This is a genomic window from Methylorubrum suomiense (assembly GCF_022179765.1).
GTDB lineage: Bacteria > Pseudomonadota > Alphaproteobacteria > Rhizobiales > Beijerinckiaceae > Methylobacterium > Methylobacterium suomiense.
The window spans coordinates 234367-256493 of record NZ_BPRE01000003.1 but is presented as its reverse complement, the minus strand read 5'-3'; the positions used below and the strand labels follow the sequence as shown (position 1 = coordinate 256493).

At 66.1% G+C, this 22127-nt stretch carries 21 protein-coding genes; 12 read left to right on the top strand and 9 right to left on the bottom strand.

What is annotated here, in order from left to right; translation table 11 throughout:
- Positions 1-94 precede the first annotated feature (94 nt).
- The 3 genes from MFF26_RS06635 (at position 95) to MFF26_RS06625 (ending at position 3428) form a co-directional block, all read left to right on the top strand.
- Complete coding sequence (locus MFF26_RS06635; protein ID WP_137831594.1) at positions 95-457, top strand: response regulator; 363 nt, start codon at positions 95-97, stop codon at positions 455-457.
- 527 nt (positions 458-984) lie between these two features.
- Positions 985-2268, top strand: a complete 1284-nt coding sequence (locus MFF26_RS06630; RefSeq protein WP_238307772.1) for an XRE family transcriptional regulator — start codon at positions 985-987, stop codon at positions 2266-2268.
- 8 nt (positions 2269-2276) lie between these two features.
- Positions 2277-3428, top strand: a complete 1152-nt coding sequence (locus tag MFF26_RS06625) for a beta family protein (RefSeq protein ID WP_238307771.1) — start codon at positions 2277-2279, stop codon at positions 3426-3428.
- Between the two features lie 319 nt (positions 3429-3747).
- Here MFF26_RS06625 and MFF26_RS06620 read toward each other — a convergent pair whose 3' ends face one another.
- Positions 3748-5379, bottom strand: coding sequence for an acyl-CoA synthetase (locus MFF26_RS06620; RefSeq protein WP_137831592.1), 1632 nt, complete (start codon positions 5377-5379; stop codon positions 3748-3750).
- A gap of 152 nt (positions 5380-5531) precedes the next feature.
- Complete coding sequence (locus tag MFF26_RS06615) at positions 5532-5726, bottom strand: hypothetical protein (RefSeq protein WP_003599068.1); 195 nt, start codon at positions 5724-5726, stop codon at positions 5532-5534.
- Between the two features lie 335 nt (positions 5727-6061).
- Here MFF26_RS06615 and MFF26_RS06610 point away from each other — a divergent pair, with 335 nt between their 5' ends.
- The 5 genes from MFF26_RS06610 to MFF26_RS06590 all read left to right on the top strand — a co-directional run bounded on the left by MFF26_RS06610 (position 6062) and on the right by MFF26_RS06590 (position 9870).
- Positions 6062-7825 carry an ArnT family glycosyltransferase gene (locus MFF26_RS06610; RefSeq protein WP_137831546.1) on the top strand — a complete coding sequence of 588 codons (1764 nt, stop codon included), beginning with the start codon at positions 6062-6064 and terminating at the stop codon, positions 7823-7825.
- Positions 7822-8580, top strand: coding sequence for a glycosyltransferase family 2 protein (locus MFF26_RS06605; RefSeq protein WP_137831545.1), 759 nt, complete (start codon positions 7822-7824; stop codon positions 8578-8580). Before MFF26_RS06610 ends, MFF26_RS06605 begins: the two co-directional genes overlap by 4 nt.
- A 4-nt stretch (positions 8581-8584) precedes the next feature.
- The gene (locus MFF26_RS06600; protein ID WP_137831544.1) at positions 8585-8920 is read left to right on the top strand and encodes a lipid-A-disaccharide synthase N-terminal domain-containing protein; all 336 of its coding nucleotides are present in this window, start codon (positions 8585-8587) and stop codon (positions 8918-8920) included.
- Between the two features lie 5 nt (positions 8921-8925).
- Positions 8926-9399, top strand: coding sequence for a DUF2721 domain-containing protein (locus MFF26_RS06595; RefSeq protein ID WP_238307770.1), 474 nt, complete (start codon positions 8926-8928; stop codon positions 9397-9399).
- Between the two features lie 252 nt (positions 9400-9651).
- Entirely contained in the window at positions 9652-9870 is a 219-nt protein-coding gene (locus MFF26_RS06590) for a hypothetical protein (RefSeq protein ID WP_137831543.1), read from the top strand.
- Between the two features lies 1 nt (position 9871).
- Here MFF26_RS06590 and MFF26_RS06585 read toward each other — a convergent pair whose 3' ends face one another.
- Positions 9872-10420: a PAS domain-containing protein gene (locus tag MFF26_RS06585; RefSeq protein WP_238307769.1), complete on the bottom strand. Its 549-nt coding sequence runs from the start codon at positions 10418-10420 to the stop codon at positions 9872-9874.
- A 530-nt stretch (positions 10421-10950) separates the two neighbouring features.
- Positions 10951-14172 (bottom strand): PAS domain S-box protein, encoded by a 3222-nt coding sequence (locus MFF26_RS06580; protein ID WP_171015597.1) that lies wholly within the window; start codon positions 14170-14172, stop codon positions 10951-10953.
- A gap of 445 nt (positions 14173-14617) precedes the next feature.
- On the opposite strand from MFF26_RS06580, the gene MFF26_RS06575 reads away from it, so the two are divergent.
- Entirely contained in the window at positions 14618-15214 is a 597-nt protein-coding gene (locus MFF26_RS06575; protein WP_137831540.1) for a pyridoxamine 5'-phosphate oxidase family protein, read from the top strand.
- Between the two features lie 67 nt (positions 15215-15281).
- Here MFF26_RS06575 and metC read toward each other — a convergent pair whose 3' ends face one another.
- From metC to MFF26_RS06555, 4 genes are all read right to left on the bottom strand, one after another.
- Complete coding sequence (gene metC / locus MFF26_RS06570) at positions 15282-16466, bottom strand: cystathionine beta-lyase (protein WP_137831539.1); 1185 nt, start codon at positions 16464-16466, stop codon at positions 15282-15284.
- Positions 16467-16538: 72 nt separating this feature from the next.
- Entirely contained in the window at positions 16539-17144 is a 606-nt protein-coding gene (locus MFF26_RS06565) for a Shedu anti-phage system protein SduA domain-containing protein (protein WP_137831538.1), read from the bottom strand.
- Between the two features lie 3 nt (positions 17145-17147).
- Positions 17148-17390: a hypothetical protein gene (locus MFF26_RS06560; protein ID WP_137831537.1), complete on the bottom strand. Its 243-nt coding sequence runs from the start codon at positions 17388-17390 to the stop codon at positions 17148-17150.
- Between the two features lie 86 nt (positions 17391-17476).
- Positions 17477-17650, bottom strand: a complete 174-nt coding sequence (locus MFF26_RS06555) for a ribosome modulation factor (RefSeq protein ID WP_171015596.1) — start codon at positions 17648-17650, stop codon at positions 17477-17479.
- 126 nt (positions 17651-17776) lie between these two features.
- On the opposite strand from MFF26_RS06555, the gene MFF26_RS06550 reads away from it, so the two are divergent.
- The 3 genes from MFF26_RS06550 (at position 17777) to MFF26_RS06540 (ending at position 20072) form a co-directional block, all read left to right on the top strand.
- Entirely contained in the window at positions 17777-18061 is a 285-nt protein-coding gene (locus MFF26_RS06550; RefSeq protein ID WP_137831536.1) for a hypothetical protein, read from the top strand.
- 146 nt (positions 18062-18207) lie between these two features.
- Positions 18208-19077 (top strand): EamA family transporter RarD, encoded by an 870-nt coding sequence (gene rarD, locus MFF26_RS06545; protein ID WP_137831535.1) that lies wholly within the window; start codon positions 18208-18210, stop codon positions 19075-19077.
- Positions 19074-20072, top strand: a complete 999-nt coding sequence (locus MFF26_RS06540; RefSeq protein ID WP_137831534.1) for a P1 family peptidase — start codon at positions 19074-19076, stop codon at positions 20070-20072. The genes rarD and MFF26_RS06540 overlap by 4 nt, the downstream gene beginning before the upstream one ends.
- Before the next feature lie 112 nt (positions 20073-20184).
- Here the strand turns inward: MFF26_RS06540 and MFF26_RS06535 are convergent, their stop codons facing one another.
- Positions 20185-21858 (bottom strand): electron transfer flavoprotein-ubiquinone oxidoreductase, encoded by a 1674-nt coding sequence (locus tag MFF26_RS06535; RefSeq protein ID WP_137831533.1) that lies wholly within the window; start codon positions 21856-21858, stop codon positions 20185-20187.
- Between the last annotated feature and the right edge of the window lie 269 nt (positions 21859-22127).

Genomic DNA, 22127 nt, shown 5'->3' with positions numbered 1-22127 from the left:
GCACCAGCTTCCGGGACGATGGTCCGGGGGCCGCTCCGCCCGGCGGAGCATCGCAGGAAGACAGGGCCGCGCACGGCCGGGGGGAGCGTGAGACATGTCCGACAAGCGGACCGTGCTGGTCGTTGAGGACGAGGAGATGCTCCTCAGCGCCGTCTCCATGGAGTTCGAGGATGCGGGCTACGACGTGCTCTGCGCCGGCACCGCGGAACAGGCCTACGACCTGCTGCGCGCCCGGCCCCGGGTCGATCTCCTGTTCACCGACATCCGCCTGCCGGGCCAGCTCGACGGCTGGGATCTCGCCGAGCGCGCCCGCGCGTTACAGCCCGACCTGCCGGTGATCTACGTGACCGGATACAGCAACGAGCAGCCGCGGCAGGTGGCCGAGAGCGTGCTGGTGATGAAGCCCTATCGCATGTCCGCGATCATCGACGTGGCCCGCCGCCTCGGGGTGGGCTGACGCCGGCCGCGCACCATCGAGGCAGAGATCGAACTGGGGCCGTAATCTACGGCTTGCCCGCGGTTTAATGAGTTACGGTCTCACAGATACCCGGCAGAGGAACCAGCGCGCCGCATCAATCACTAAGCGACGCGTTCCCGGGATACAGCTCGTTCCAGGTTGTTCATGTCGGCCGAGCCGCAGATCCACATTACTCCGCCCGCCGCAGGGTCGTCACTTTCGGATAGAGCTGGGCGAAGCACTCTGCGAGGAGCTAGAGAGTGATGGCTGCGTTCTCATCATGATCAATTACGCCTGATCCGAAGTCTGGGCCTGTGCTGGCGGGGCGAGGACGAAGCCGAGCACGGCTGCAAAGGCAAGAAACGTGTAAGTATACGTCGGTCTGCGGGAGCCGCACCGATGGCCGATAAGCGACCACCGAAGGAAAGCGCCATCCTACCGGCTCGCGCTGGAGCTATCAGATGAACCCACGCCAAGCCCCAACTTGACACAACCATTTTGTTGTGTACCCTGAAACTATGATCAACATGGACGTGGTACTCAACGAACGCGAAGCTAGGGCAGCCCGTACGGCAGTGGCCGAATTTGATCGGCTCCTCTCCTCAGAAAAAACATTTGAGCCCATCAAAGCAGGCCTCCCTCCCCAAGTTGTCAACGCATTATACAAATCCTATAGTAGGCAGAGACAGGACCTAGTCTCTTTAATCAATGCCTACGAGACTGCAAAGCAAGGTGATTATAAAGACTTACAGAAGCGCGCCGGACGCGATCCTGGACTCTCACTAATTGTTGCAAGAATAGCCCGTGATCTGACGCAAAAAGATCTCGCACGTAAACTCGGTCTCAAAGAACAGCAAATCCAACGTTACGAGGCCGATCGGTATCGCTCGATAAGTCTTGGAAACTTTCAGCGCGTTGCAGCAGTATTAGGCTTACAGTGGCAACTCGACTTATCAAGCTGGATTTTAAGCGGATGGAATGTTGCCGAAAGCATTTCGGCGGTTGATGTGAAAAAAATACTTAAACACGCGAGAGAACACCAATGGCTAGACGACACTCTAAAAAATTCGAGCGATGAGGAGAGCTTTACATATCTTCATCGAGACGTAACAGACCATATCTTAAAATTTGGCACCCCAACCCTATTGCGCACAGGTTTAAATACAGAGTCACGCACCGATGATTTGCTGTTAGTTGCCTGGAAATCGCGCGTAGCGAGAATTGCTTCTCGCATAATCAGTGATAAAACAGTTAAGTACTGTATGGGAGACGCAACTTGGCTAATTGATCTCGTACATCTCAGCAACCTGCCTGACGGACCTATTCAAGCGCGTGAAATGCTGCTCACCAAAGGTATTGTCCTTGTCGCCGAACGGCAGATCCCAGGTATGCGAGTCGATGGAGCTGCTTTTCTTGTGGATGGCATCCCAGTTATCGGCTTAACGCTAAGAAGGGATACGATAGATAATTTTTGGTTTACACTTCTCCATGAAGTTGGGCATGCACTGCTGCATTACCGTTCTGGACTAAATGTTGGCTTTTTTGATGATGTGGAGCGCCCAAGCTTAGAAGAAGTAGAACTTGAAGCAAACGAGTTTGCATCAAATTTGCTGATACCCGAAGAAAAATGGAAGAGATCTCCCGCGCGCATATCAAAATCTACTGGTCCGATTGAAAAATTTGCTCGAGAAATGAACATAAATTCAGCAATAGTCTTTGGGAGGATTCAAAAAGAACGAAACAATTATACAATCTTTTCAGATCTGCTCGGAAAGGGCACAGTAAGAAACCAGCTGATCCAAAACAAGTGAGGTAGACTGTGTCTAATTCAAAAAATCTTTTATATGTACCTGCACTCCGCGCCAAAGCAGGCGAGATAAGAGGGATACAGCGCCTAGCGCCTGACATTATAGACAAAATCATACCACACTTTATCGTCCCGCCACCCAAGGATATCGACCCCGAGAAGCAACGGCAGCTTACTCAGGAGGAGATAATTTATGGTACAGGCCGAAAAATTGCTGAACATTGGCCTCTCCGTGATGCATTCCTCGATACGAGATTCTTATTTAGTGAATTTGGCGAAGAAACTTCTCTGGAATGGCTTCCTCGCATATTTCAAGTCGCGAAGCATGCTGGAGCAAAGCTGATTCCTGTTCTTACTCCAAGCGATGCGCTAAGTAATCGCTCAGCAAGCTTTCGAAAAGTTTTATCTGATGGGCCAATCAAGGCAGTACTACGGATCAAATTTGATGAAGTAGATGCCGATACAGCAGCATATATCGCAAAATCCCTATCGCTTATGGGCATATCGGAGCAGGAATGCGTTATAATATCGGACTTCTCTGAGGCTGATTTTTCATCCCCAAAAATTGTCGGCCAGATCGCACAAAGTGTTCTGGAGGATCTACAGGAAATTGGCCGCTGGCAATCCATAGTTTTTCAGGGAAGCAACTATCCTACAACGAATCCAGCGAGCGATAATAATTCTTTCGTAGTGCCTCGCAATGAATGGCTAGCTTGGCAAGAGGCGGTCAAGCTCGACGGGCGCTCGACAGACAGACTTGTCTTCGGAGATTTTGGAGCAGACTGCTCAAAGATCAAATTTCAAAAAAATGGCGGCGGTATTCCAATACGTCACTATAGATATGCCTTAATTTCAAGCTGGCTTGTAGTACGCGGATCACCGACAGGTACTGCAAAAGATGCAATGCGACAAGTTTGCATGCGAATAATTAATAGCGGCCAATTTGCTGGCCGAGAATTTTCGTCAGCGGACGATTTTATTTATCGATGTGCGCAGGGCTGGGAAGGCCCCGGTAATGGTACTACTTGGCGAGAAATCAACACAACTCATCACGTCACTCGTGCCGTGCGCGACATAGGCGCAATCAAGGGGCTCACTTTCAAAAGTATACCAACAAGATCGCCGACAGAGCAAGCCTCTCTGTTCGAAACAATAAACAATTAACTTGCATTACATGATATAAATATGTGTCAACTTATGTGCTCAGTTGGGAGCCTCATTTATTGCTTCGCCGACATGGCACGTACTTCTTCGTCAGTGCGCGGTCGCCGCGCGCCGCCTCGGCATCGGCATCGGATTTGACTAGCTCGCCTCCTCGTCCGAGGTAAGTTGGTAAATTAAGGGGGATCGTCGCCAATGAAGGCGAGCAACAGCGTTGCATCGTATTGCACCTTCAGGGTAGGCCCCGCGCGGTCGCAAGCGCCCGTTCGAGAAACTCCATTATAGTACGTCGCTACACGGCCTCTGCGGGGGTAAAGCGGCCTCAGCCCTCCCGCGCCTTCTCCCGCAGGATGAATTTCTGCACCTTCCCCGTCGAGGTCTTGGGCAGTTCCCCGAACACCACGTGGCGCGGCAGCTTGTAGGGGGCGAGCCGCTCGCGGCACCACGCGATCAGGTCCTCGGGCGAGACGTCCTTGCCCTCCTTCAGCTCGACGAAGGCGCAGGGTGTCTCGCCCCATTTCTCGTCGGGCTTGGCGACGACGGCGGCGGCGGCCACCGCCGGGTGCTTGAACAGGGCGTCCTCGACCTCGATGGAGGAGATGTTCTCGCCGCCCGAGATGATGATGTCCTTCGAGCGGTCCTTCAGCTGGATGTAGCCGTCCGGGTGCTTCACCCCAAGATCGCCGGAGCGGAACCAACCGCCCGCGAAGGCCGCCTGGGTGGATTTGGGATTCTTCAGGTAGCCGCGCATCACCACGTTGCCGCGGAACATCACCTCGCCGAGGGTCTGGCCGTCGGCCGGCAGGGATTCCATGCTCTCGGGATCGCGCACGTCGAGCCCCTCCAGCACGGGATAGCGCACACCCTGGCGGGCCTTCTTCCGCGCGCGCTCGTCGGAGGGGAGGTCGGTCCATTCCTCGTGCCACGCATTGACCACCGCGGGACCGTAGGTCTCGGTGAGGCCGTAGAGATGGGTCACGTCGAAGCCGGCATCCCCCATGGCGGCGAGCACCGCCTCGGGCGGCGGCGCGGCGGCAGTCAGGAAGTGAACGCGCTGGGGGAGGGGCCGCTTCTGGTCGTCGGGGGCGTTGAGCAGCGTCGACATCACGATCGGCGCGCCGGAGAGATGCGTCACGCCGTGCTCGGCGAGCGCCGCGTACATTGCGCCCGCCCGCACCTGCCGCAGGCAGACATGGGTGCCGGCCACCACCGAGAGCGACCACGGGAAGCACCAGCCGTTGCAGTGGAACATCGGCAGGGTCCAGAGATAGACCGCGTGCTGGCCCATGCCGGCCGTGATGACGTTGCCGAGCGCGAGCAGGGCCGCGCCGCGGTGATGGTAGACCACTCCCTTCGGATCGCCCGTGGTGCCGGAGGTGTAGTTGAGCGAGATCGCGTCCCACTCGTCGTCCGGCATCGCCCAGTCGTGGTCGGGATCGCCGGCAGCCAGGAAGGCCTCGTAATCGGTCCCGCCGAGGGCGGAGCCGTCGCCGGTGAATTCCGGATCGTCGTAATCGATGACGAACGGCGTCACCTCGGCCTTCTCGAGCGCGCCGCGGGCGAGCTTCGAGAATTCACGATCGACGATGAGGATTTTGGCCTCGCCGTGGTCGAGACAGAAGCCGAGGGCCTCGGCATCGAGGCGGGTGTTGAGCGTGTTGAGCACCGCGCCCGTCATCGGCACGCCGTAATGGCACTCGATCATCGCGGGCGTGTTGGCGAGCAGCACCGCCACGGTGTCGCCCCGGCCGATGCCGCGGGCCTTGAGCGCCGCCGCGAGGCGCCGGCAGCGCGCGTAGAGATCGGAATAGGAACGGCGCAGCGTCCCGTGGACCACCGCAACGCGGTCCGGAAAGGTCCGGGCGGCCCGGTCGAGATAGGTCAGCGGCGTCAGCGGCTGGTAATTGGCCGGATTCCGATCGAGATCCCGGTCATAGATCGTCTCGCGCGCCATCGGCGTCGCCTCCCTTTTCAGGAGACCTTAGCCGAGCCCTCCGCACGATCAACGACGGAAAAGGCCCCGCGGGGGTTGGACCCGGGAGCCTTTCACGGTTCGTCGTGGATTGTCGGGTGGAGCGCGGTGGGCCGCTCGGGCGGCCCGCCCGATCAGCGCTCGCGGCCGCTCAGAAGCTTTTCCAGAGCGGCGAGGCCGCTGCGCTCGGCCGCCTCTTCCGTGGTCTGCACGCGGTCAGCGCGCTGAAAGAGCTTGCCGTTTCGCCGGATCGCCCAGGTGAAGTGTCCCGCCGGGCGCTCGCAGGCTTCGATCTCGAGGGTGTAAGGGTTTGCGCTGTTATTTGCCATGAGCGGGATATAGGGTCGGCCTTCCGTGCCGGCTACCCGCCCAGCGCATGTTTGCCCTGCCCAGGCCGGAGACTTGTGTGCGGGCGCACGGAACGCTCTTCGCCGGCGGGCATGGCCGGTTCGTCGGACGAGGGCGATCGGAACGGCGGGCGCCAAGCGACAGGGGAACAAGCGACAGGGGAATTTGACAATCCCTGCGGGATCACCGACACGGCGCCCGGCCGGGGCGGGGCCATCCGTCGGCCTCGACGCAGGTCCGCTCCCGAGCCGTCGATGCCGCTTCCCCCCCGCCCGACCCGGACGCCCCCGTTTCTCGGCGCGGGCGCCTCGCATCCATGACACGCGCAGGAATGACGGCGGGCGCCGGATCCGACCGGACGGAGGCGTCGGGCCCCCTCGCAGGCCTGCTGCGGGCCGCCGACGGGCTGATCGCCCTCGGTGCGGCGAGCCACGGGCGCGCCTGCGCGCTGCTGCTCCTGCTCGGCCTCGTCTGCTTCCTCCCCGGAATCGCCTCCCTCCAGCCGATGGACCGGGACGAGCCGCGCTTCGCCCAAGCCTCGAAGCAGATGCTGGAGACGGGCGATTTCGTCGATATCCGCTTCCAGGCGGAGGCGCGCCACAAGAAGCCGGTGGGCATCTACTGGGCGCAGGCCGCCACCGTCGCCGCCGCCGAGGCCCTCGGCGTCCCGGACGCGCGCACCACCATCGGCCTCTATCGGATCCCCTCGCTGGTCGGGGCCCTCGCTGCCGTCCTGCTGACCTACTGGGCCGCGCTCGCGCTCCTGCCGCGGCGCGGGGCGTTCCTCGCCGCCGCCCTGTTCGGGGCCTGCCTGATGCTCTCGGCCGAAGCCCGGCTCGCCAAGACCGACGCGTTGCTCACCGCCTGCGCGGTCGCCAGCTTCGGTGCGCTCGCCCGCAGCTGGCTCGGCCGCGCCCGGCTGGAGCGGCGCCGCGGCCCCGCCACGCCGGCCACGGCCGCGATCTTCTGGGGCGGCCTCGCCCTCGGCATCCTGATCAAGGGGCCGATGGTGCCGTTCTTCGTGGGGCTCGCTGCCCTGGTCCTGTGCCTGCGCGAGGGCTCGGCCCGCTGGCTCCTCGACCTGCGCCCGCGGCTCGGCCTCGCCCTGATCCTCGTCGTCGTGGCGCCGTGGTTCCTGGCCATCGCCTGGAAGAGCGGCGGCGCCTTCTTCGGCGAAGCGGTCGGGAAGGACATGCTGGGCAAGGTCGGCGGCGCGGCGGAAAAGCACTGGGGCCCGCCCGGCGCCTACGCGATCGCCTTCTTCGCGACCTTCTGGCCGGGCGCCGCCTTCGCGTGTCTGGCCATTCCCTTCGCCTGGGCGAAGCGGGGGGAGGACGCGGTCGCCCTGCTCCTCGCCTGGATCGTGCCCGCTTGGCTGATCTTCGAGGCTCTGCCGACGAAGCTTCCCCATTACGTCCTGCCGCTGATGCCGGCCGTGGCGATCCTCACGGTGCTGGCGCTCCACCGCAACGCCCTCGATCCACGCCGGCCCGGCGCGCTCTGGACCGCAGGCCTCGTCGTGCTGATCCCGGTGGGACTGACCCTGGGCCTCAGCGCCGCCGCGTGGCGGCTCGACGGCGCGCTGCCGCTCGTCGCCCTGCCGCTGCTCGTCGTGGCCTGCGCGCTGGCCGGCCTCGCGCTCGCCGCCTTCCGCCGCGGCGCGGGGGAGGGCGCGCTGGTGCTCGCCATCCTCGCCTCCCTCGCCGTCTCGCCCGCCGTGTTCGGCCTGACCCAGCCGGTGCTGCAGAGCCTCAAGCTCGCCCCGCGCTTGGCCGCGATCCGCGACGGCCTGCCCTGCGCGGCGCCGCGCACGGCTTCGCTCGGCCTGCGCGAGCCGAGCCTCGTCTTCACGCTCGGGACCGACCTTGCCATGCTGAATTCGGCCGAGGAGGCGCGCGACTTCCTCAACGGTGGCGGCTGCCGCCTCGTCCTGGTCGAGGACCGGTCCGCCGACGGCTTCGCACCGGCGGGGGGCGGCCCCGCGGCACGACCGGTCGGGCGCGTTACCGGTTTCAACATCAACGGCGGCAAGCTGGTCGGGGTCTCGGCCTGGGCCGTTCTGCCGGATGCGGCCCCATGAGCACGACGCCGTCCCCCTTGCGTCTCTCGGTCGTGGTGCCGGTCAAGAACGAGGCCGGCAACATCGCGGCCCTGGTCGCCGAGATCGGCAGTGCCTGCGGGCCCTTGAGCCCGTTCGAGGTGGTCTACGTCGATGACGGCTCGACCGACGACACCCATGAGGCCCTCGTTCGGGCGCAGCACAGCCATCCCTGGCTGCGGATCGTGCGGCACGATCGCAGCGGCGGACAGAGCGCGGCGGTGCGCAGCGGCGTGCTGCGCGCCCGCGCCCCCGTGATCGCGACGCTCGACGGCGACGGCCAGAACGATCCGTCCTTCATCCCGGCGCTCTACGCCGCCCTCGATCAGGGCGGTCCGGGCATCGGCCTCGCTCAGGGGCAGCGGGTGGGGCGCAAGGGACGCTGGAAGCGGTTCCAGTCCAAGATCGCCAACGGCGTGCGCGGCAAGATCCTGAAGGACGCGACCCGCGACACCGGCTGCGGGCTCAAGGTGTTTCGCCGCGACGTCTATCTAAGCCTGCCCTATTTCGACGCGCTGCACCGCTTCATGCCGGCCCTCGTCACCCGCGAGGGATTCGGCGTCGTCCATCGCGACGTGATCGACCGGCCGCGCTTCACCGGCCGCTCGAAATACGGGATGTTCGACCGGCTCTGGGTCGGGCTGCTCGACATGGCCGGCGTGTGGTGGCTGATCCGGCGGCGGCGCCCGGCACCGTCCGCGACGGAAGCGGCGCGCGACGGAAGCGGAGGTCCGTGAGTCCATGCTGATCCAGCTCGCCGAGGATCTCCCGGCCTATTTCTACGAGGTCTTCGTCACCCGCTTCGATTTCTGGCTGGTGTTCGGCGTCGCGGCGCAGCTCGTCTTCGGCTCGCGCTTCATCCTGCAATGGCTGGCGAGCGAGCGGGCGGGCAAGAGCGTCATGCCGCTCTCGTTCTGGTTCCTGTCGATCCTCGGCGGGCTGATGACCCTGGTCTACGGTTTCGTGCGCAAGGAGCCCGTCATCATCATCGGCCAGGGTCTCTCGACCGTCATCTACGTCCGCAACCTCGTCCTGATCTCCCGCGAGCGGCGGCGCGCGCGGAGCGCCCGGGCCTGAGGCCGATGCTGTCCACGATGTCCGGGGCGGGCGATCCGGAGAGCATCGCCCACATCATCCAGGTGGCGCTCGCCCCCGCCTTCCTGCTCTCGGGGCTCGCCACCCTCCTCAACGTGTTCTCGACGCGGCTCGGCCGCGTCGCCGACAAGGTCGACACGCTGTCGAGCGACCTGATCGGCGCCGGCCCGGACGAGGCGGCGGCGTTGGCGCGACGCCTCGCCTATCTGCGGCGGCGCTCCCTCCTGCTCGATCTCGCCGTGGTTCTGGCGAGCTTCGGCGGCATGCTGACCGGGATCGCGGTTCTGACGCTGTTCGTGGGCGCCCTGCGCGACGCCTCCGCAGCCTCGGTGCTGTTCGTCTGCTTCGGACTGGCGCTGGTTTGCACGATCCTGGCGATCCTCGCCTTCCTGACGGAGATTTTGCTGGCCGGGCGGGGCGTACGGATCGCGGCAGCACCGAATGGGCGGCGAACAGAGTAGGCGGCCGGCGCGCGGATGGCTGCGCGTCATGCCGTGTCGCGGCCATCCTGCGGCCCATGCGAGTAGTCGGCACTTCTATCTGGCGAAGAACCCTGCCGATACAGTCAACGCAGGATCACCACGCTCACAGGATCGTGACAGCCGAGCTGCCACGCCCGTATCGTGGAGTGTACTCACTTTGCCTAAGGTGAATGCATACATGCGAAGCAGATCTTAGGTTTCTCCAGCATCACAACCTTTACGCGAGAAGATATGGATTCCTATAGCAAGTTGGATGGCGAGTTGCTGTTTTATCTCGCCGATGCAACCTGGCGGTCGGAAGCCATGAAGGTGTTGGGCCAAACGGACGAAACGGCAGACCTGGCGGAGCGCCCAGAAGCCCAGGGTGAGCCCGCGACCTTGCTGCGCATCGCCTACGAGGCGCGCCAGAGGGCTCTCGTCAGATGGAAAGTCGAGAAGGACAAAGTCTGATCTACTGCTTCTTCAGCGATGCATTCGCCGCATCGATCTGAGCTTTCTGTGCCGTCTTCGCCTCGTTGAGCGCCCGTTCGATGGCATCGGCCACGGCCGGCGCGTGATGCTCCGACAAGATTTTTGCGTGGATGAGGTAATCGGCAATGATGTCGAGCTTCGTCGGCGATGACGCGCCGAGCGAGGCCTGCCACGGCTTGAAAGAGCCGAGCTCGGCCTTGGCGGTCAGCGGGATGTTCGGATCGTCGTAGCAGCTGACAGTGCCGAGAAAGCCCAGGAAATCATGCGTCAGCGGCGTGAAGGATGGCGACGCCGCACCCAGGGCCCAAACATAGATGCCGTCATGCCGACGAAGGCGGTAATGGAGAATGAACTCGGTCTGGCAGCGGCAGGCTTCCAGAAACCCCATCACGACGACATTCCGATCGTCGGGATGGACGGCGTCCGCCCATCCGCGGTCCGATGCTTCGCCGAGCGTCTGTCCCGTGAAGGCGCGCCATTCCTCGCTCACGTAGGTACAGAATCCGTCCCGATCGGCTACCCAGAGCATGCCTATCCCGCTCGACCGCGACTAAATTATATTGTGACGACAGTGTAGAATTTTGATTTATCGCCGAATATAACAAACACATCTTTCATGAAGTAAATCTCTCACTGCCCGACATCAAGCAGAATTTTTCCCACAACTGCTAATACAGCCGGAATAGACCCGTCCGGCGACAGGTACCGCCCGATGAGGAAAAAGCAATTCGGTCTGAGCGGTTGCGGTAGGCGAAGGACGCGATTTTCCTGAGAAATAGTTATCCACGAGACGCGTGTTTCTGCGATCGAAATTTGGAGTCGCTGGGGAACTTTCGTTCAGGCCCAGACCACTACGCGACGCGGGCCATGCGCGCGGCGCAGGAACGCGAGGTACGTGCCCGTGACGACAGCGGATGTCATGCGAAAACCCGATGAAACGGCGCGTCGGTTCCAGACTCCGGCGCGTCGACCCAGGCATCGGATCCGGGACGAAGCGCGCGGCTCCTCTGCCGCATCGGCCTCACCCGGCGGCAAGTCCGCGTTTGGCGGACCCACGCCCTAGCCCGCGTCGATCATCTCCTTGATGCGCGCGGCCAGCGTCTCCATCACGAAGGGCTTGGTGATCACCGCCATGCCGGGCTCCAGATGGCCGTTGCCGACCACGGCGTTCTCGGCATAGCCGGTGATGAACAGGACCCGCAGGCCCGGTCGCAGGGCCCGGCCGGCATCGGCCACCTGCCGCCCGTTCATCCCGCCGGGAAGCCCCACATCGGTGACGAGCAGGTCGATCCGCACGTCCGATTGCAGCACCTTGAGACCGGCAGGTCCGTCCGCGGCCTCGATGGCGGTGTAGCCGAGATCCTCCAGAACCTCGGTCACCAGCATGCGCACGGTGGGCTCGTCGTCGACGATCAGCACCGTCTCGCCCTGCTCGGCCCGCGGCGCGGCGGCGAGATCGGGGAAGCTGCCCGCTTCCTCCGCCGAACCGTAATGGCGCGGCAGGTAGAGGCTCATGGTCGTGCCCTGGCCGAGCTCGGAATAGATCCGCACCTGCCCGCCGGACTGGCGCACGAAGCCGTAGATCATGGAGAGGCCCAGGCCCGTGCCCTGGCCGAGCGGCTTCGTCGTGAAGAACGGATCGAATGCCTTGGCGATCACCTCCGGGCTCATGCCGGTGCCGGTATCGGTCACGCACAGCGACAGGTACTGGCCCGGATCGAGGTCGCGCTCGCGGGCGGCGTGCTCGTCGAGCCACCGGTTGGCGGTCTCGATGGTGATGCGCCCGCCCCCCGGCATGGCGTCGCGGGCGTTGATGCAGAGGTTGAGCAGCGCGTTCTCGAGCTGGCCCGGATCGATCAGCGCCGACCACAGGCCGCCCGCCGTCACCACCTCCAGGGTGGTCGCCGGTCCGATGGTCCGCCGGATCAGCTCCTCCATGCCGGCGACCAGACGATTCACGTCGGTGGGCTTGGGATCGAGCGTCTGGCGGCGGGAGAAGGCGAGCAGGCGGTGCGTCAGCGCGGCGGCGCGCTTGGCCGCCCCCTGCGCGGCGTTGACGTAGCGGTCGATCTCGCCGAGCCGCCCCTGGGCCAGGCGCGTCTGCAGAAGTTCGAGGCTGCCGGTGATGCCGGTCAGGAGGTTGTTGAAGTCGTGGGCGAGGCCGCCGGTCAGCTGGCCCACCGCCTCCATCTTCTGCGACTGGCGCAACGCCTCCTCGGCCTGCATCAGCTCGGCGGTGCGCGCGGCGACCTGCTGCTCCAGGCTGGCGTTGAAGGCCTCGAGCTGTGCCTTGGCGCGCAGCTCCGCCTCGATGTTGCGCGCCTCGATCACGGTGCCGACGGGAATGCCCCGCTCGTCGCGGATCGGGCTCGCGGTGAAGGCCACGGGATAGAACGAGCCGTCGCGGTGAACGAAGATCTCCTCGCCCTGCTCCTGATTGTTCTCCGGGAAGGCCTGATCGATCGGGCATTCGTGCAGCGGGTAGGGGCTGCCGTCGGGCCGGGTGTGGTGGACGACGTCATGGAGCGGCTGCCCGCGCGTCTCCTCCAGGGAATACCCCGTCAGCCGCTCGGCGGCGCGGTTCATGTAGGCGCAGTGCTGGCGCTCATCCATCATGAAGACGGCCTGGGTCGCGTTGTTCAGCACGGCGTCGAGCCGGCGCGTCGTTTCGACGAGCCGCGCCTCGGTGCCTTTGCGGTCGGTGATGTCCACCGCCGTGCCGAGGACGCGCAGGCAGCGGCCGTTCCCGCCGGGGCCGCCGTCGAACACGCCGCGCCCCTTGGCGGCCACCCAGCGGACGAGGCCGTCCTCCCGGCCGATGGTCCGGTACTCGACATCGTAGAGGGCACGCCGGGCCGGATCGATGGCGGCGGCGAAGGCGAGGCTCGCCCGCTCGCGGTCCTCCGGATGGAGACCGGCATAGAAGTCGTCGATCGAGACCGGGCGATCCGACGCGATGCCGAACATCGCCCTGATCCGTGCCGGCCAGAACAGGCTGCCGGTCACCGGATCGTAGTCCCACAAGCCGACCTCGGCATTCTCCACCGCGAGGCGGACCCGCTCCTCGCTCTCGGCCAGGGCCATCTCGGTGGCGCGGCGCTCCTGGATGTCGACGACCGAACCGACATAGCCGAGAAAGGTGCCGTCGGCGGCGAAGCGCGGGCTCGCGGAATCGATCGCCCAGCGATAGCCGCCATCGGCGTGGCGCAGGCGGTATTCCAGGCGGAAGGCCTCCTGGCGGGCATTGGCCGCGAGGAACGTCTCGCCGGACCAGCCGCGATCGTCGGGATGCACGGCCTCGAGCCAGCCCAAGCCGAGCGCCTGGGCCTCGACCTGCCCGGTGAACTCGTACCAACGCCGGTTGAGGTAGAGGCAGGCGCCGGCGGCATCGGTCACCCACATCATGACGGGCGCGTCGTCCGCCATGGCCCGGAAACGCGTCTCGCTCTCGGCGAGGGCGGCGTGGCCGCGGACGCGCTCGGTGACGTCGGAGCCCTCGACGAACAGGCCGCTGACGGTGCCGGTCGCGTCCCGCATCGGCTGGAAGACGAAATCGAGATAGCGTTGCTCGGGCTTGCCGCCGGGCTCGCGCAGGAGCGCCACCGGCGCGGCATGGGCCCGGTAGCTCTCGCCCGAGCGATAGACCTCGTCGAGCAGTTCGAAGAATCCCTGGCCCTCGATCTCGGGCAGGGCCTCGCGCACCGGCCAACCGACCACGTCGCGGTGGGCCACCAATTGGCGATAGGCTGGGTTGGCGAAGGCGAAGACGTGGTTCGGCCCGGTCACCACCGCCACGAAGCTCGGCGATTGCTCGAACAGGCGGGTCAGGCGCTCCCGCTCGGCCTCGGTCTGGCGTCCGAACTTCACCGCCGCCGTGGTCTCGGTGCAGGTGCAGAACATGCCGGCCACCGCACCGTCCTCGCCCGGCACGGGGGTATAGCCGAAGGAGAAATGCGTCTCCTCGGGGAAACCGTTGCGGTGCATGACGAAGGCGATGTCGTCCATATACGTCGCCTCGCCGGCAAAGGCGCGCGACAGGATCGGCTCCACCCGGTCCCAGATGTCGTGCCATAGAGCCCCGAACGGGCGGCCCATCGCCTGCGGATGGCGGCCGCCGCACATTGCCGCGTAGCCGTCGTTGTAGAGCGTGGTGTGGGCCTCGCCCCAGACGATCAGCATCGGCTGACGCGAGCCGAGCATCACGCCGACGAGGGTCTTGAGCGAGGGCGCCCAATGCTCCGGGGCGCCGAGCGGGGTCGCGGCCCAGTCGAGCCGACGCATGAGCGCTCCGGTCTCGCCGCCGCCCGAGAGGAAGGTCGCCGACTCAGCCAAAGCGGCGGTTCCTGGAAAATGACGGAACGGTGCGGGGCGACGGGGGGGCGATGGAGGAGGGGGCCAAGGGAGCGACGATGCCTGACGCGAAGCGCGGAGGGGATGAGGATGCGAGCGTGACGGCCACGCTCGGGTTCTTCAACGCATGAGGGCCGCCGCTGTGCCCTGCTCCGGGCGCATCCTCACATCCGATCTCCTGCGCGATGGACCCGTGATTGTCCAATGACTTGATGACCGATGACGCGATGCCTCACACCTCTGCCGATCGGGCCCGTTCAGGCGAGAAGAACCGCTCGGGCATCGCGTGACGGGGAGGTCGGCGCATCGTCGTTCGGGCTTGCCTACCGCCGCCGGAGCGCAGAGCATCCCGCCGCCCTCACGCCCGGAGCCCCGTTTGGACCCGCTGCCCCCGTTCTACGACGATCTCGATGCCTTTCGCGCGGAGGCGTGGCGGCAGCTCGGGGAGGGCGCCGAGCGGGGCCGCAGCCCGTTCCACGTGCCGGCGCTGGCCACCGTCGACGGGCAGGGGCGCCCGCGGCTGCGCACGGTGGTGCTGCGCGCCGCCGATGCGGGGGCGGGGACGCTGCGCTTCCACTGCGACGCCCGCTCCGACAAGGCGCGCGCGATCGCGGGCGGATCGGGCGCGGCGCTGCACGTCTACGACGCGCAGACCAAGCTGCAGGTCCGGATCGAGGGAAGCGCCCGCCTCCACCACGGCGACGCCGTCGCCGCGGCGGCCTGGGCGGGGTCGCGGGCGATGAGCCGGGTCTGCTACGGCATTGCCCCCGCGCCCGGCACGCCCCTGGAGGAGGGCGGTGCCTACCTCATGCCGGAGGAGGATCCGGACGGCCGCATCGGCCGCGAGAACTTCTGCGCGGTGGTGGTGCGGGCCGCCTTCCTCGACCTGCTCTATCTCGACCGGCGCGGCCATCGCCGGGCGGAGTATCGACGCGACGGCGACGCCTGGACGGGGCGGTGGGTGGTGCCGTGAGCGCCCGGCCTGTCGGAATCATGTCCGGTTCGGGCGCCGCCCGGGATCGGATGTTTTGTCGGGTCTTCTAAGCCGCCGCCATCCGGGCGAACCCCGCCTCCAGATCCGCCTTCAGATCCTCCGGATCCTCCAGCCCGATATGGAAGCGCAGGGCCGGACCGCCCGGCTGCCAGCGCGTGGCGGTGCGGTAGACCGTCGGATCGAAGGGAATGACGAGGCTCTCGAAGCCGCCCCAGGAAAATCCCATCCCGAACAGTTCGAGCCCGTCGAGGAAAGCCGCGAGGGCCGCCTCCGAGACCGGCTTCAGGATCACCCCGAACAGGCCCGAGGCCCCCGAGAAGTCGCGCTTCCAGATCGCGTGGCCGGGATCGTCCGGCAGGCCGGGATGGAGCACCCGCAGGACCTCCGGCCGACCTTGAAACCACGCCGCCATGTCGAGCCCGCGCGCGCCGTGCTCGCGCAGCCGCAGCCCCATCGTCCGCAGGCCCCGCAATCCCAGGAAGATGTCCTCGGGGCCGGGGCAATTGGCGAAATGCTCGTAGGTGCGCTTCAGCGCCGGGTAGTGCCGGGCATTCGCCGAGACGAGGCCGAGCAGCAGGTCGGAGCCGCCGCTCAGATACTTGGTGCCGGCCTCCACCGCGAGGTCGACCCCCCTCTCGTGCGGCGGAAACAGGAGCGGCGTCGCCCAGGTGTTGTCCATCACGACGGTGCCGCCGCGGGCATGCATCGCCGCGGCGATGGCCGGCACGTCCTGCATCTCGAAGGTCTGCGAGCCCGGCGCCTCGACCAGCACCGCCCGTGTGTTGTCGCGCATCAGGGCCGAAATGCCCGCGCCGATCACGGGATCGTAGTATTCCACCGTGACGCCGTAGCGCGTGAGCACCCCGTCGCAGAAGATGCGGGTCGGGCGGTAGGCGGAATCGGTCACCAGCAGATGGTCGCCGGCGCTGACGCAGGTCATCAGCGCCAGCGTCAGCGCCGAGAGGCCGGAGGGCGCCAGCACCGTGCCGGCGGCCCCCGCGACGTCGCTCCAAGCCTCGCACAGGGCATCCATCGTCGGCGTGCCCGACGTGCCGTAATTGTAGCGCCCGCGCCGATGCTTGATGTCGTCGTAGGTCGGGTAGAGGACCGTGGAGCCGCGATAGATCGGCGTGTTGACGAAGCCGTGCTGGGCCGACGGGTCGCGCCCGGCAAGGACGAGGCGGGTGTCGGCACCGAAGCGGGCGCGGTCGTGGGGCGGGGATTTTGTCATTGGCCTCGGGGCATGGCGAGAGGGCGGCGCTGCCGCCCTTTCAGCCTCCCGGGGCGGGGAGCGTCAAGCGCATCACCACCGGATCGAATCCAGGTTGTCGCTCATCGCGCGCACCATGCCATCGTAAGTGAAGAATCGCACCGTCACGCCGCTCAGAGAGAGGCGTGATCGCCGGAAGTCGAAGCGGCGCTCCTCCAGGCTTCCGGCGACAGGATCGCGACCGCAAATCACGATGTAACTGTCATCGACCACCTTGCCCCCGAAGGCGTTCGTGAAAGCGGCGTCGTACGGATGATCGTGCTTGGCCCAGCCCCAATCGACGACCTGGCCGAAGCCGTGTTCGATCTGGCGCGACCAATGACGGTATTGTCGCGTCCCGCCGCTAAACAAGCTCGCTTCCTCGCCGCCTTCGAACTCGATCAGGACGAAGCTGCGGGAACCGTCGTTGCCGATGGCGAGATCGGCCCGGAACAGTCCCTTCACGCCGAACTCGAATCGGATCAAGTTCGGCGTCGGCACGAAGCCGTAGGCCAGCAGGCACGCGATGTGCGGCCGCGCCCGGATTTCCGTCAGCGCCGCCCGCTCCTTGAACGTCGCGCGGGCGGAGAGCCAGTCCTTGAACGAGGACAACTCGTGCTCCGCCCGGCGCGGGTCGAAGGCGATCCGCCCGAGGGGCAAACGTCAAAGTCCGACGCGATCGACGACGCTGAGAATACGGGCGCGTCCGTCTTCGGATCGGGTCCAGAGAACGCGTTTCGTCCGACCGATGCGCGTCAGGACCCTGTCGGCGGCGACCTGCCGGTGGAGTTCGGGGCATACCGTTTGATTGCCGAGTCGATCGGCCACCTCGGCCTTTTCACTATCGCTGAGCCGGTCGTAACCGGGCTCAGCTTGATAGCTCACATCGATCGGCTGGATATCCATCGAGAAGGTCCGGAACAGTCCGATGCAACCCTAGCACGTTTTTCGGTCGATGGCAGAGCTTGCACCGTGGTTCGATGGATGGGCGCTCAGCCCTTCTCCCCCTCCGGATCGTCGGCGGCGGCCTCCTCGTAGGCCTGGATCCAGGCCGCGCGGTCCTGCGAATCCTCCGGGTAGGGGCAGGATTCGATGCTCTTGCCGTAGAGCCTCGCGTTGCGACCCTGGATGAAGGGGCTGTCGCTCGCGGTCGCCTGCATGTTCACGGCGGATCCTCCTCGAATGTCCTGAAAGGGGTCGGCGCGGCGCCGACCGGATCGTGCGGTTCGTTAACGAGGCCGGACCTATTGTGTTTCCAGTTGCCTGTGCTGCGTATTCGGGAAGTATCCGCCGTGAGTCTGTCGCGCGTCATCGCCTTCGGGACGATCACCAGCCTCGGCAGCCTGAGCGTCGTCTTCGTCGCGGCCGATCGCCTCGCCCATCCGGCCATCGCCGCCGTCGCGCCGCCGGTGATGGTGCGGGCCGCCCCCGCCGTACCGGCCCCCATCACCACGGGCACCGTGACCCAGGGGCCGGCGGTCGAGCCGCCCAAGGCGCGGGCGATGACGGGCTTCGACACCGAGCGCCTCAACGCCCTGATGCGGGGCGAGACCCTGCCCGGCGCCCGGAAGCGCTGATTTCTCCGTTTCGGCCACGAATGCCGGCGGCCGCGGCCCGAGGCGCCTCGCTCCGCGCCCGGCGGTACGGTGATGCCGCGCGACCACGCTGACCGGCGGGTTCGATCACGCTACAAGCGGCACCCGCCACTGCCGAGACGTGACCGTTGGGCCTTCTCTACGCGCTCGCCGCCTATTTCAGCTGGGGCCTCGTCGTCCCGGTGCATTTCCGGCTGCTCGCCGGCATCCCCGCCGAGACGATCCTGGCGCAGCGCATCGGCTGGTCGGCCCTGTTCGTGACCGGACTGATCGCGCTGCTGCGCCGCCGCCTGGCCAACCCGTTCCCGCTGCGTCCCCGCCATGCCCTGCTGGTGGTCTCGGCGGGACTGATCGCCTTCAACTGGCTGCTCTACCTGCGCGCGGTCGAGACCGGGCACATGCTCGATGCGAGCCTCGGCTACTACATCAATCCGCTGGTCTCGGTGGCGCTGGGCGCCCTCGTGCTCGGCGAGCGGCTGCGCCCCCTTCAGGGCGTGGCGGTCGCCATCGCGGTCCTGGGCGTCGTGATCGCGGTCCTGATGGCCGGACGCCTGCCGCTGCTGTCGCTGGGTCTCGCGGTCAGCTTCGCGCTCTACGGGCTGACCCGGAAGATCGTCGGTGTCGACGGAACGGTCGGCTTCTGCGCCGAGACCTTCCTGCTGCTGCCCGCGGCGCTAGCCTACCTGCTGCTCGCCGCGCCGCCGGTGCCGAGCGATGCGCGCACATGGTCGCTGCTGGCGCTCACCGGCGTGACGACGGCCCTGCCGCTGATCTGGTTCGCTGCCGCCGCCACCCGCCTGACGCTCGCGACGCTCGGGTTGTTGCAATATCTGGCGCCCACCTGCCTCATGCTGCTCAGCACGCTGGCTTACGGCGAGACCCTGAGCGACGATCGGATCGTTCTGTTCGCCCTGATCTGGATCGCCCTGATCCTCTACGCCACCGACGCGCTCCGGCACAGCAAGCGGGAGAGGACGATGCGGAGGACGATGCGATGACCCGGCTCAACCGCATCACCGACATCGCAGGACTTCGCGTCGGTCACGCCGAAGACGCCGCGGTGGCGAGCGGCGTCACCGCCCTGATCTTCGATCGGCCCTTCGTCACGGCGGTCGATGTGCGCGGCGGCGGGCCGGGCACCCGGGAGACCGACCTGCTCGACCCGGCCGCGACCGTGCCGGCGGTCGACGGGCTGGTGCTGTCGGGCGGCTCCGCCTTCGGGCTCGACGCGGCGGCGGGCGCGGTGGCGTGGCTCGCCGAGCAGGGCCGCGGCTTCGCGGTGGGCGACGTGCGGGTGCCGATCGTGCCGGGCGCGATCCTGTTCGACCTCCTCAACGGCGGCGACAAGGCCTGGGGCCGGTATCCGCCCTATCGCGATCTCGGCTACGCGGCCGCCCAGGCGGCGGGAGACGGTGCGTTCGCGCTGGGGTCGGTCGGCGCCGGATTCGGCGCACGCACCGCCAACCTCAAGGGCGGCCTCGGCTCGGCCTCCTCCCCGGTCGCCGGCCTCGACGGCGTGCAGGTCGGCGCCCTGGTCGCCGTCAACGCCTTCGGACGGGTGACGATGGGGCGGGGACCGCATTTCTGGGCCGCGCCGTTCGAGCAGAACGGGGAATTCGGCGGCCTCGGCCTGCCCGGCACGCTGCCGCCGGACACTCTCACCTGGCCGCGGGAAGCGCCGCCCGGGGCGAGCACGACGCTCGCCGTCGTCGCCACCGACGCCGCCCTCACCAAGGCGCAGGCGAAGCGCCTCGCCCTGGCCGCCCACGATGGCTTGGCCCGGGCGATCCACCCGGTCCACACGCCTTTGGACGGCGACGTGGTGTTCGCGGTCTCGACCGGTCGGACGCCGCTGGCCGACCCCGTGGCCGGGATGGCCCGCCTCGCGGCGGCCGCCGCCGACACCCTGGCCCGCGCCGTGGCGATCGGGGTCTACGCGGCCACGCGCATCCCGAGCCTGGACCTGCCGGCTTGGAAAGAACTCAAAGTCTGAGTTTCCAAAGGCATCATCCCTTTGGTGGGGTACCGGGGCAGAGCCCCGGTCTCCATCCAAGCCAGGGCTCTGCCCTGGACCCGCGAAAGGACGCGTCCTTTCGAAACCCGAATTACAGGTTCGTGTAGTTCGGGCCGCCGGGGCCTTCCGGTGTGACCCAGTTGATGTTCTGGTTCGGGTCCTTGATATCGCACGTCTTGCAGTGAACGCAGTTCTGCGCGTTGATCTGGAAGCGGATGCCGTCGCTGGCGGCCTTGTCCTCGACCCACTCGTAGACGCCCGCCGGGCAGTAGCGGCCGGAGGGGCCGCCATAGACGTCGTGTTCGGACGTCTTCTGCAGCTCCATGTTCTTCACCTTGAGGTGGGGCGGCTGGTCCTCCTCGTGGTTGGTGTTCGACAGGTAGACCGAGGAGAGGCGGTCGAAGGTCAGCTTGCCGTCCGGCTTCGGGTAGGTGATCGGCGTCACCTCCGAGAGCGGCTTGAGGCAGGCGTGATCCGGCTTGCCGTGGGAGAGGGTGCCGAACAGCGAGGCGTTGGCGATCGTGTTGACCCACATGTCGAGGCCGCCGAGGCCGACGCCGACCAGGGTGCCGTATTTCGACCAGAGCGGCTTGACGTTGCGCACCGGCTTCAGGTCGCGCCCGATCGGGCTGTCGCGCCAACCCTCCTCGTAGGCGGTGAGTTCGTCGCCCTGACGCCCTTGGGCCAGCGCGTCGAAGATTGCCTCGGCCGCCTGGATGCCGGACAGGATCGCGTTGTGCGAGCCCTTGATGCGCGGAACGTTCACGAAGCCGGCGGAATCGCCGACGAGGCAGCCGCCGGGGAAGACCAGCTTCGGCACGGATTGCCAGCCGCCCTCCATGATCGCCCGTGCCCCGTAGCCGATGCGCTTGGCCCCCTCGAAGGTCTCGCGGATCATCGGATGGGTCTTGAAGCGCTGGAACTCCTCGAACGGCGACAGGGTCGGGTTCTCGTAGTTCAGGTGCGTGACGAAGCCGACCGAGAGCAGGTTGTCGTCGAAGTGATAGAGCCACGAGCCGCCGCCGGCCTTGTTCGGCAGCGGCCAGCCCATGGTGTGCTGGACGAGGCCCGGCTGGAACTTGTCAGGGGCGAGCTGCCAGAGCTCCTTCACGCCGAGACCGTATTTCTGATGGTCGCTGTTCTTGTTGAGCTGAAACCGCTCGATCAGCGTCTTGGTCAGGGAGCCGCGCGCGCCCTCGCCGAACACCGTGTACTTGGCCCGCAACTCCATGCCGCGGGTGAAGTCGTCGCGGGGCTCGCCGGTCCGGGAGATGCCGAGATCGCCGGTCGCCACGCCCGTCACGGTGCCGCGCGGGTCGGTGAGCACCTCCGAGGCCGGGAAGCCCGGATAGATCTCGACGCCGAGCGCCTCCGCCTTCGCACCGAGCCACTTCACGGTGTTGGAGAGCGAGCCGACGAAGTTGCCGTGGTTCGACAGAAGCTTGGGGAAGAACACGTTCGGCAGCGTCAGGCCGCTGTTCTTGGTCAGGAACAGGAACTCGTCGCGCTCCACCGCGGTCTTGAGCGGCCGGTCGGGATCGTCGCGCCATTCCGGCAGCAGCGTGTCGAGGCCGAGGGGATCGACCACGGCGCCCGACAGGATATGGGCGCCGACTTCGCTCCCCTTCTCGACGACGACGACGGAGACCTCTTCGCCCTTCTCCGCGGAGAGCTGTTTGAGGCGGATCGCGGCGGCGAGGCCCGCGGGCCCGGCGCCCACGATCACCACGTCGAAATCCATGCCTTCGCGTTCGGGCAACGCCATCCTGTTTCCTCCTGCGGCCGTCGGCGCGCGATGCGCTCTTCGACCCGCTTCCCTGTCAAGATTTCTCTCAATCGATTCCAAGGTAGGAAGGCAAGGGCATCCGGGTAGCGGCAGCTCTGCGCATGAGAGAAGCATCGCCATAAAGCAGGATTGACCGCAGCCGCAACGAAGCAAGACCAGCGGTCGGACGCTTCTTCCTGAATACGATATACAGGGTCGACATCGTCCTGCGGCGTTCCGGGAGGCACCGCGACGTTGCCCCTCGGGCG

Coding starts and splice junctions, on each gene's coding strand:
- MFF26_RS06635 (WP_137831594.1), top strand. CDS start 95: ATGTCCGACAAGCGGACCGTGCTGGTCGTTGAGGACGAGGAGATGCTC.
- MFF26_RS06630 (WP_238307772.1), top strand. CDS start 985: ATGGACGTGGTACTCAACGAACGCGAAGCTAGGGCAGCCCGTACGGCA.
- MFF26_RS06620 (WP_137831592.1), bottom strand. CDS start 5,379: ATGGCGCGCGAGACGATCTATGACCGGGATCTCGATCGGAATCCGGCC.
- MFF26_RS06615 (WP_003599068.1), bottom strand. CDS start 5,726: ATGGCAAATAACAGCGCAAACCCTTACACCCTCGAGATCGAAGCCTGC.
- MFF26_RS06610 (WP_137831546.1), top strand. CDS start 6,062: ATGACACGCGCAGGAATGACGGCGGGCGCCGGATCCGACCGGACGGAG.
- MFF26_RS06605 (WP_137831545.1), top strand. CDS start 7,822: ATGAGCACGACGCCGTCCCCCTTGCGTCTCTCGGTCGTGGTGCCGGTC.
- MFF26_RS06600 (WP_137831544.1), top strand. CDS start 8,585: ATGCTGATCCAGCTCGCCGAGGATCTCCCGGCCTATTTCTACGAGGTC.
- MFF26_RS06595 (WP_238307770.1), top strand. CDS start 8,926: ATGCTGTCCACGATGTCCGGGGCGGGCGATCCGGAGAGCATCGCCCAC.
- MFF26_RS06590 (WP_137831543.1), top strand. CDS start 9,652: ATGGATTCCTATAGCAAGTTGGATGGCGAGTTGCTGTTTTATCTCGCC.
- MFF26_RS06585 (WP_238307769.1), bottom strand. CDS start 10,420: ATGCTCTGGGTAGCCGATCGGGACGGATTCTGTACCTACGTGAGCGAG.
- MFF26_RS06580 (WP_171015597.1), bottom strand. CDS start 14,172: ATGCGTCGGCTCGACTGGGCCGCGACCCCGCTCGGCGCCCCGGAGCAT.
- metC (WP_137831539.1), bottom strand. CDS start 16,466: ATGACAAAATCCCCGCCCCACGACCGCGCCCGCTTCGGTGCCGACACC.
- MFF26_RS06560 (WP_137831537.1), bottom strand. CDS start 17,390: ATGGATATCCAGCCGATCGATGTGAGCTATCAAGCTGAGCCCGGTTAC.
- MFF26_RS06540 (WP_137831534.1), top strand. CDS start 19,074: ATGACCCGGCTCAACCGCATCACCGACATCGCAGGACTTCGCGTCGGT.
- MFF26_RS06535 (WP_137831533.1), bottom strand. CDS start 21,858: ATGGCGTTGCCCGAACGCGAAGGCATGGATTTCGACGTGGTGATCGTG.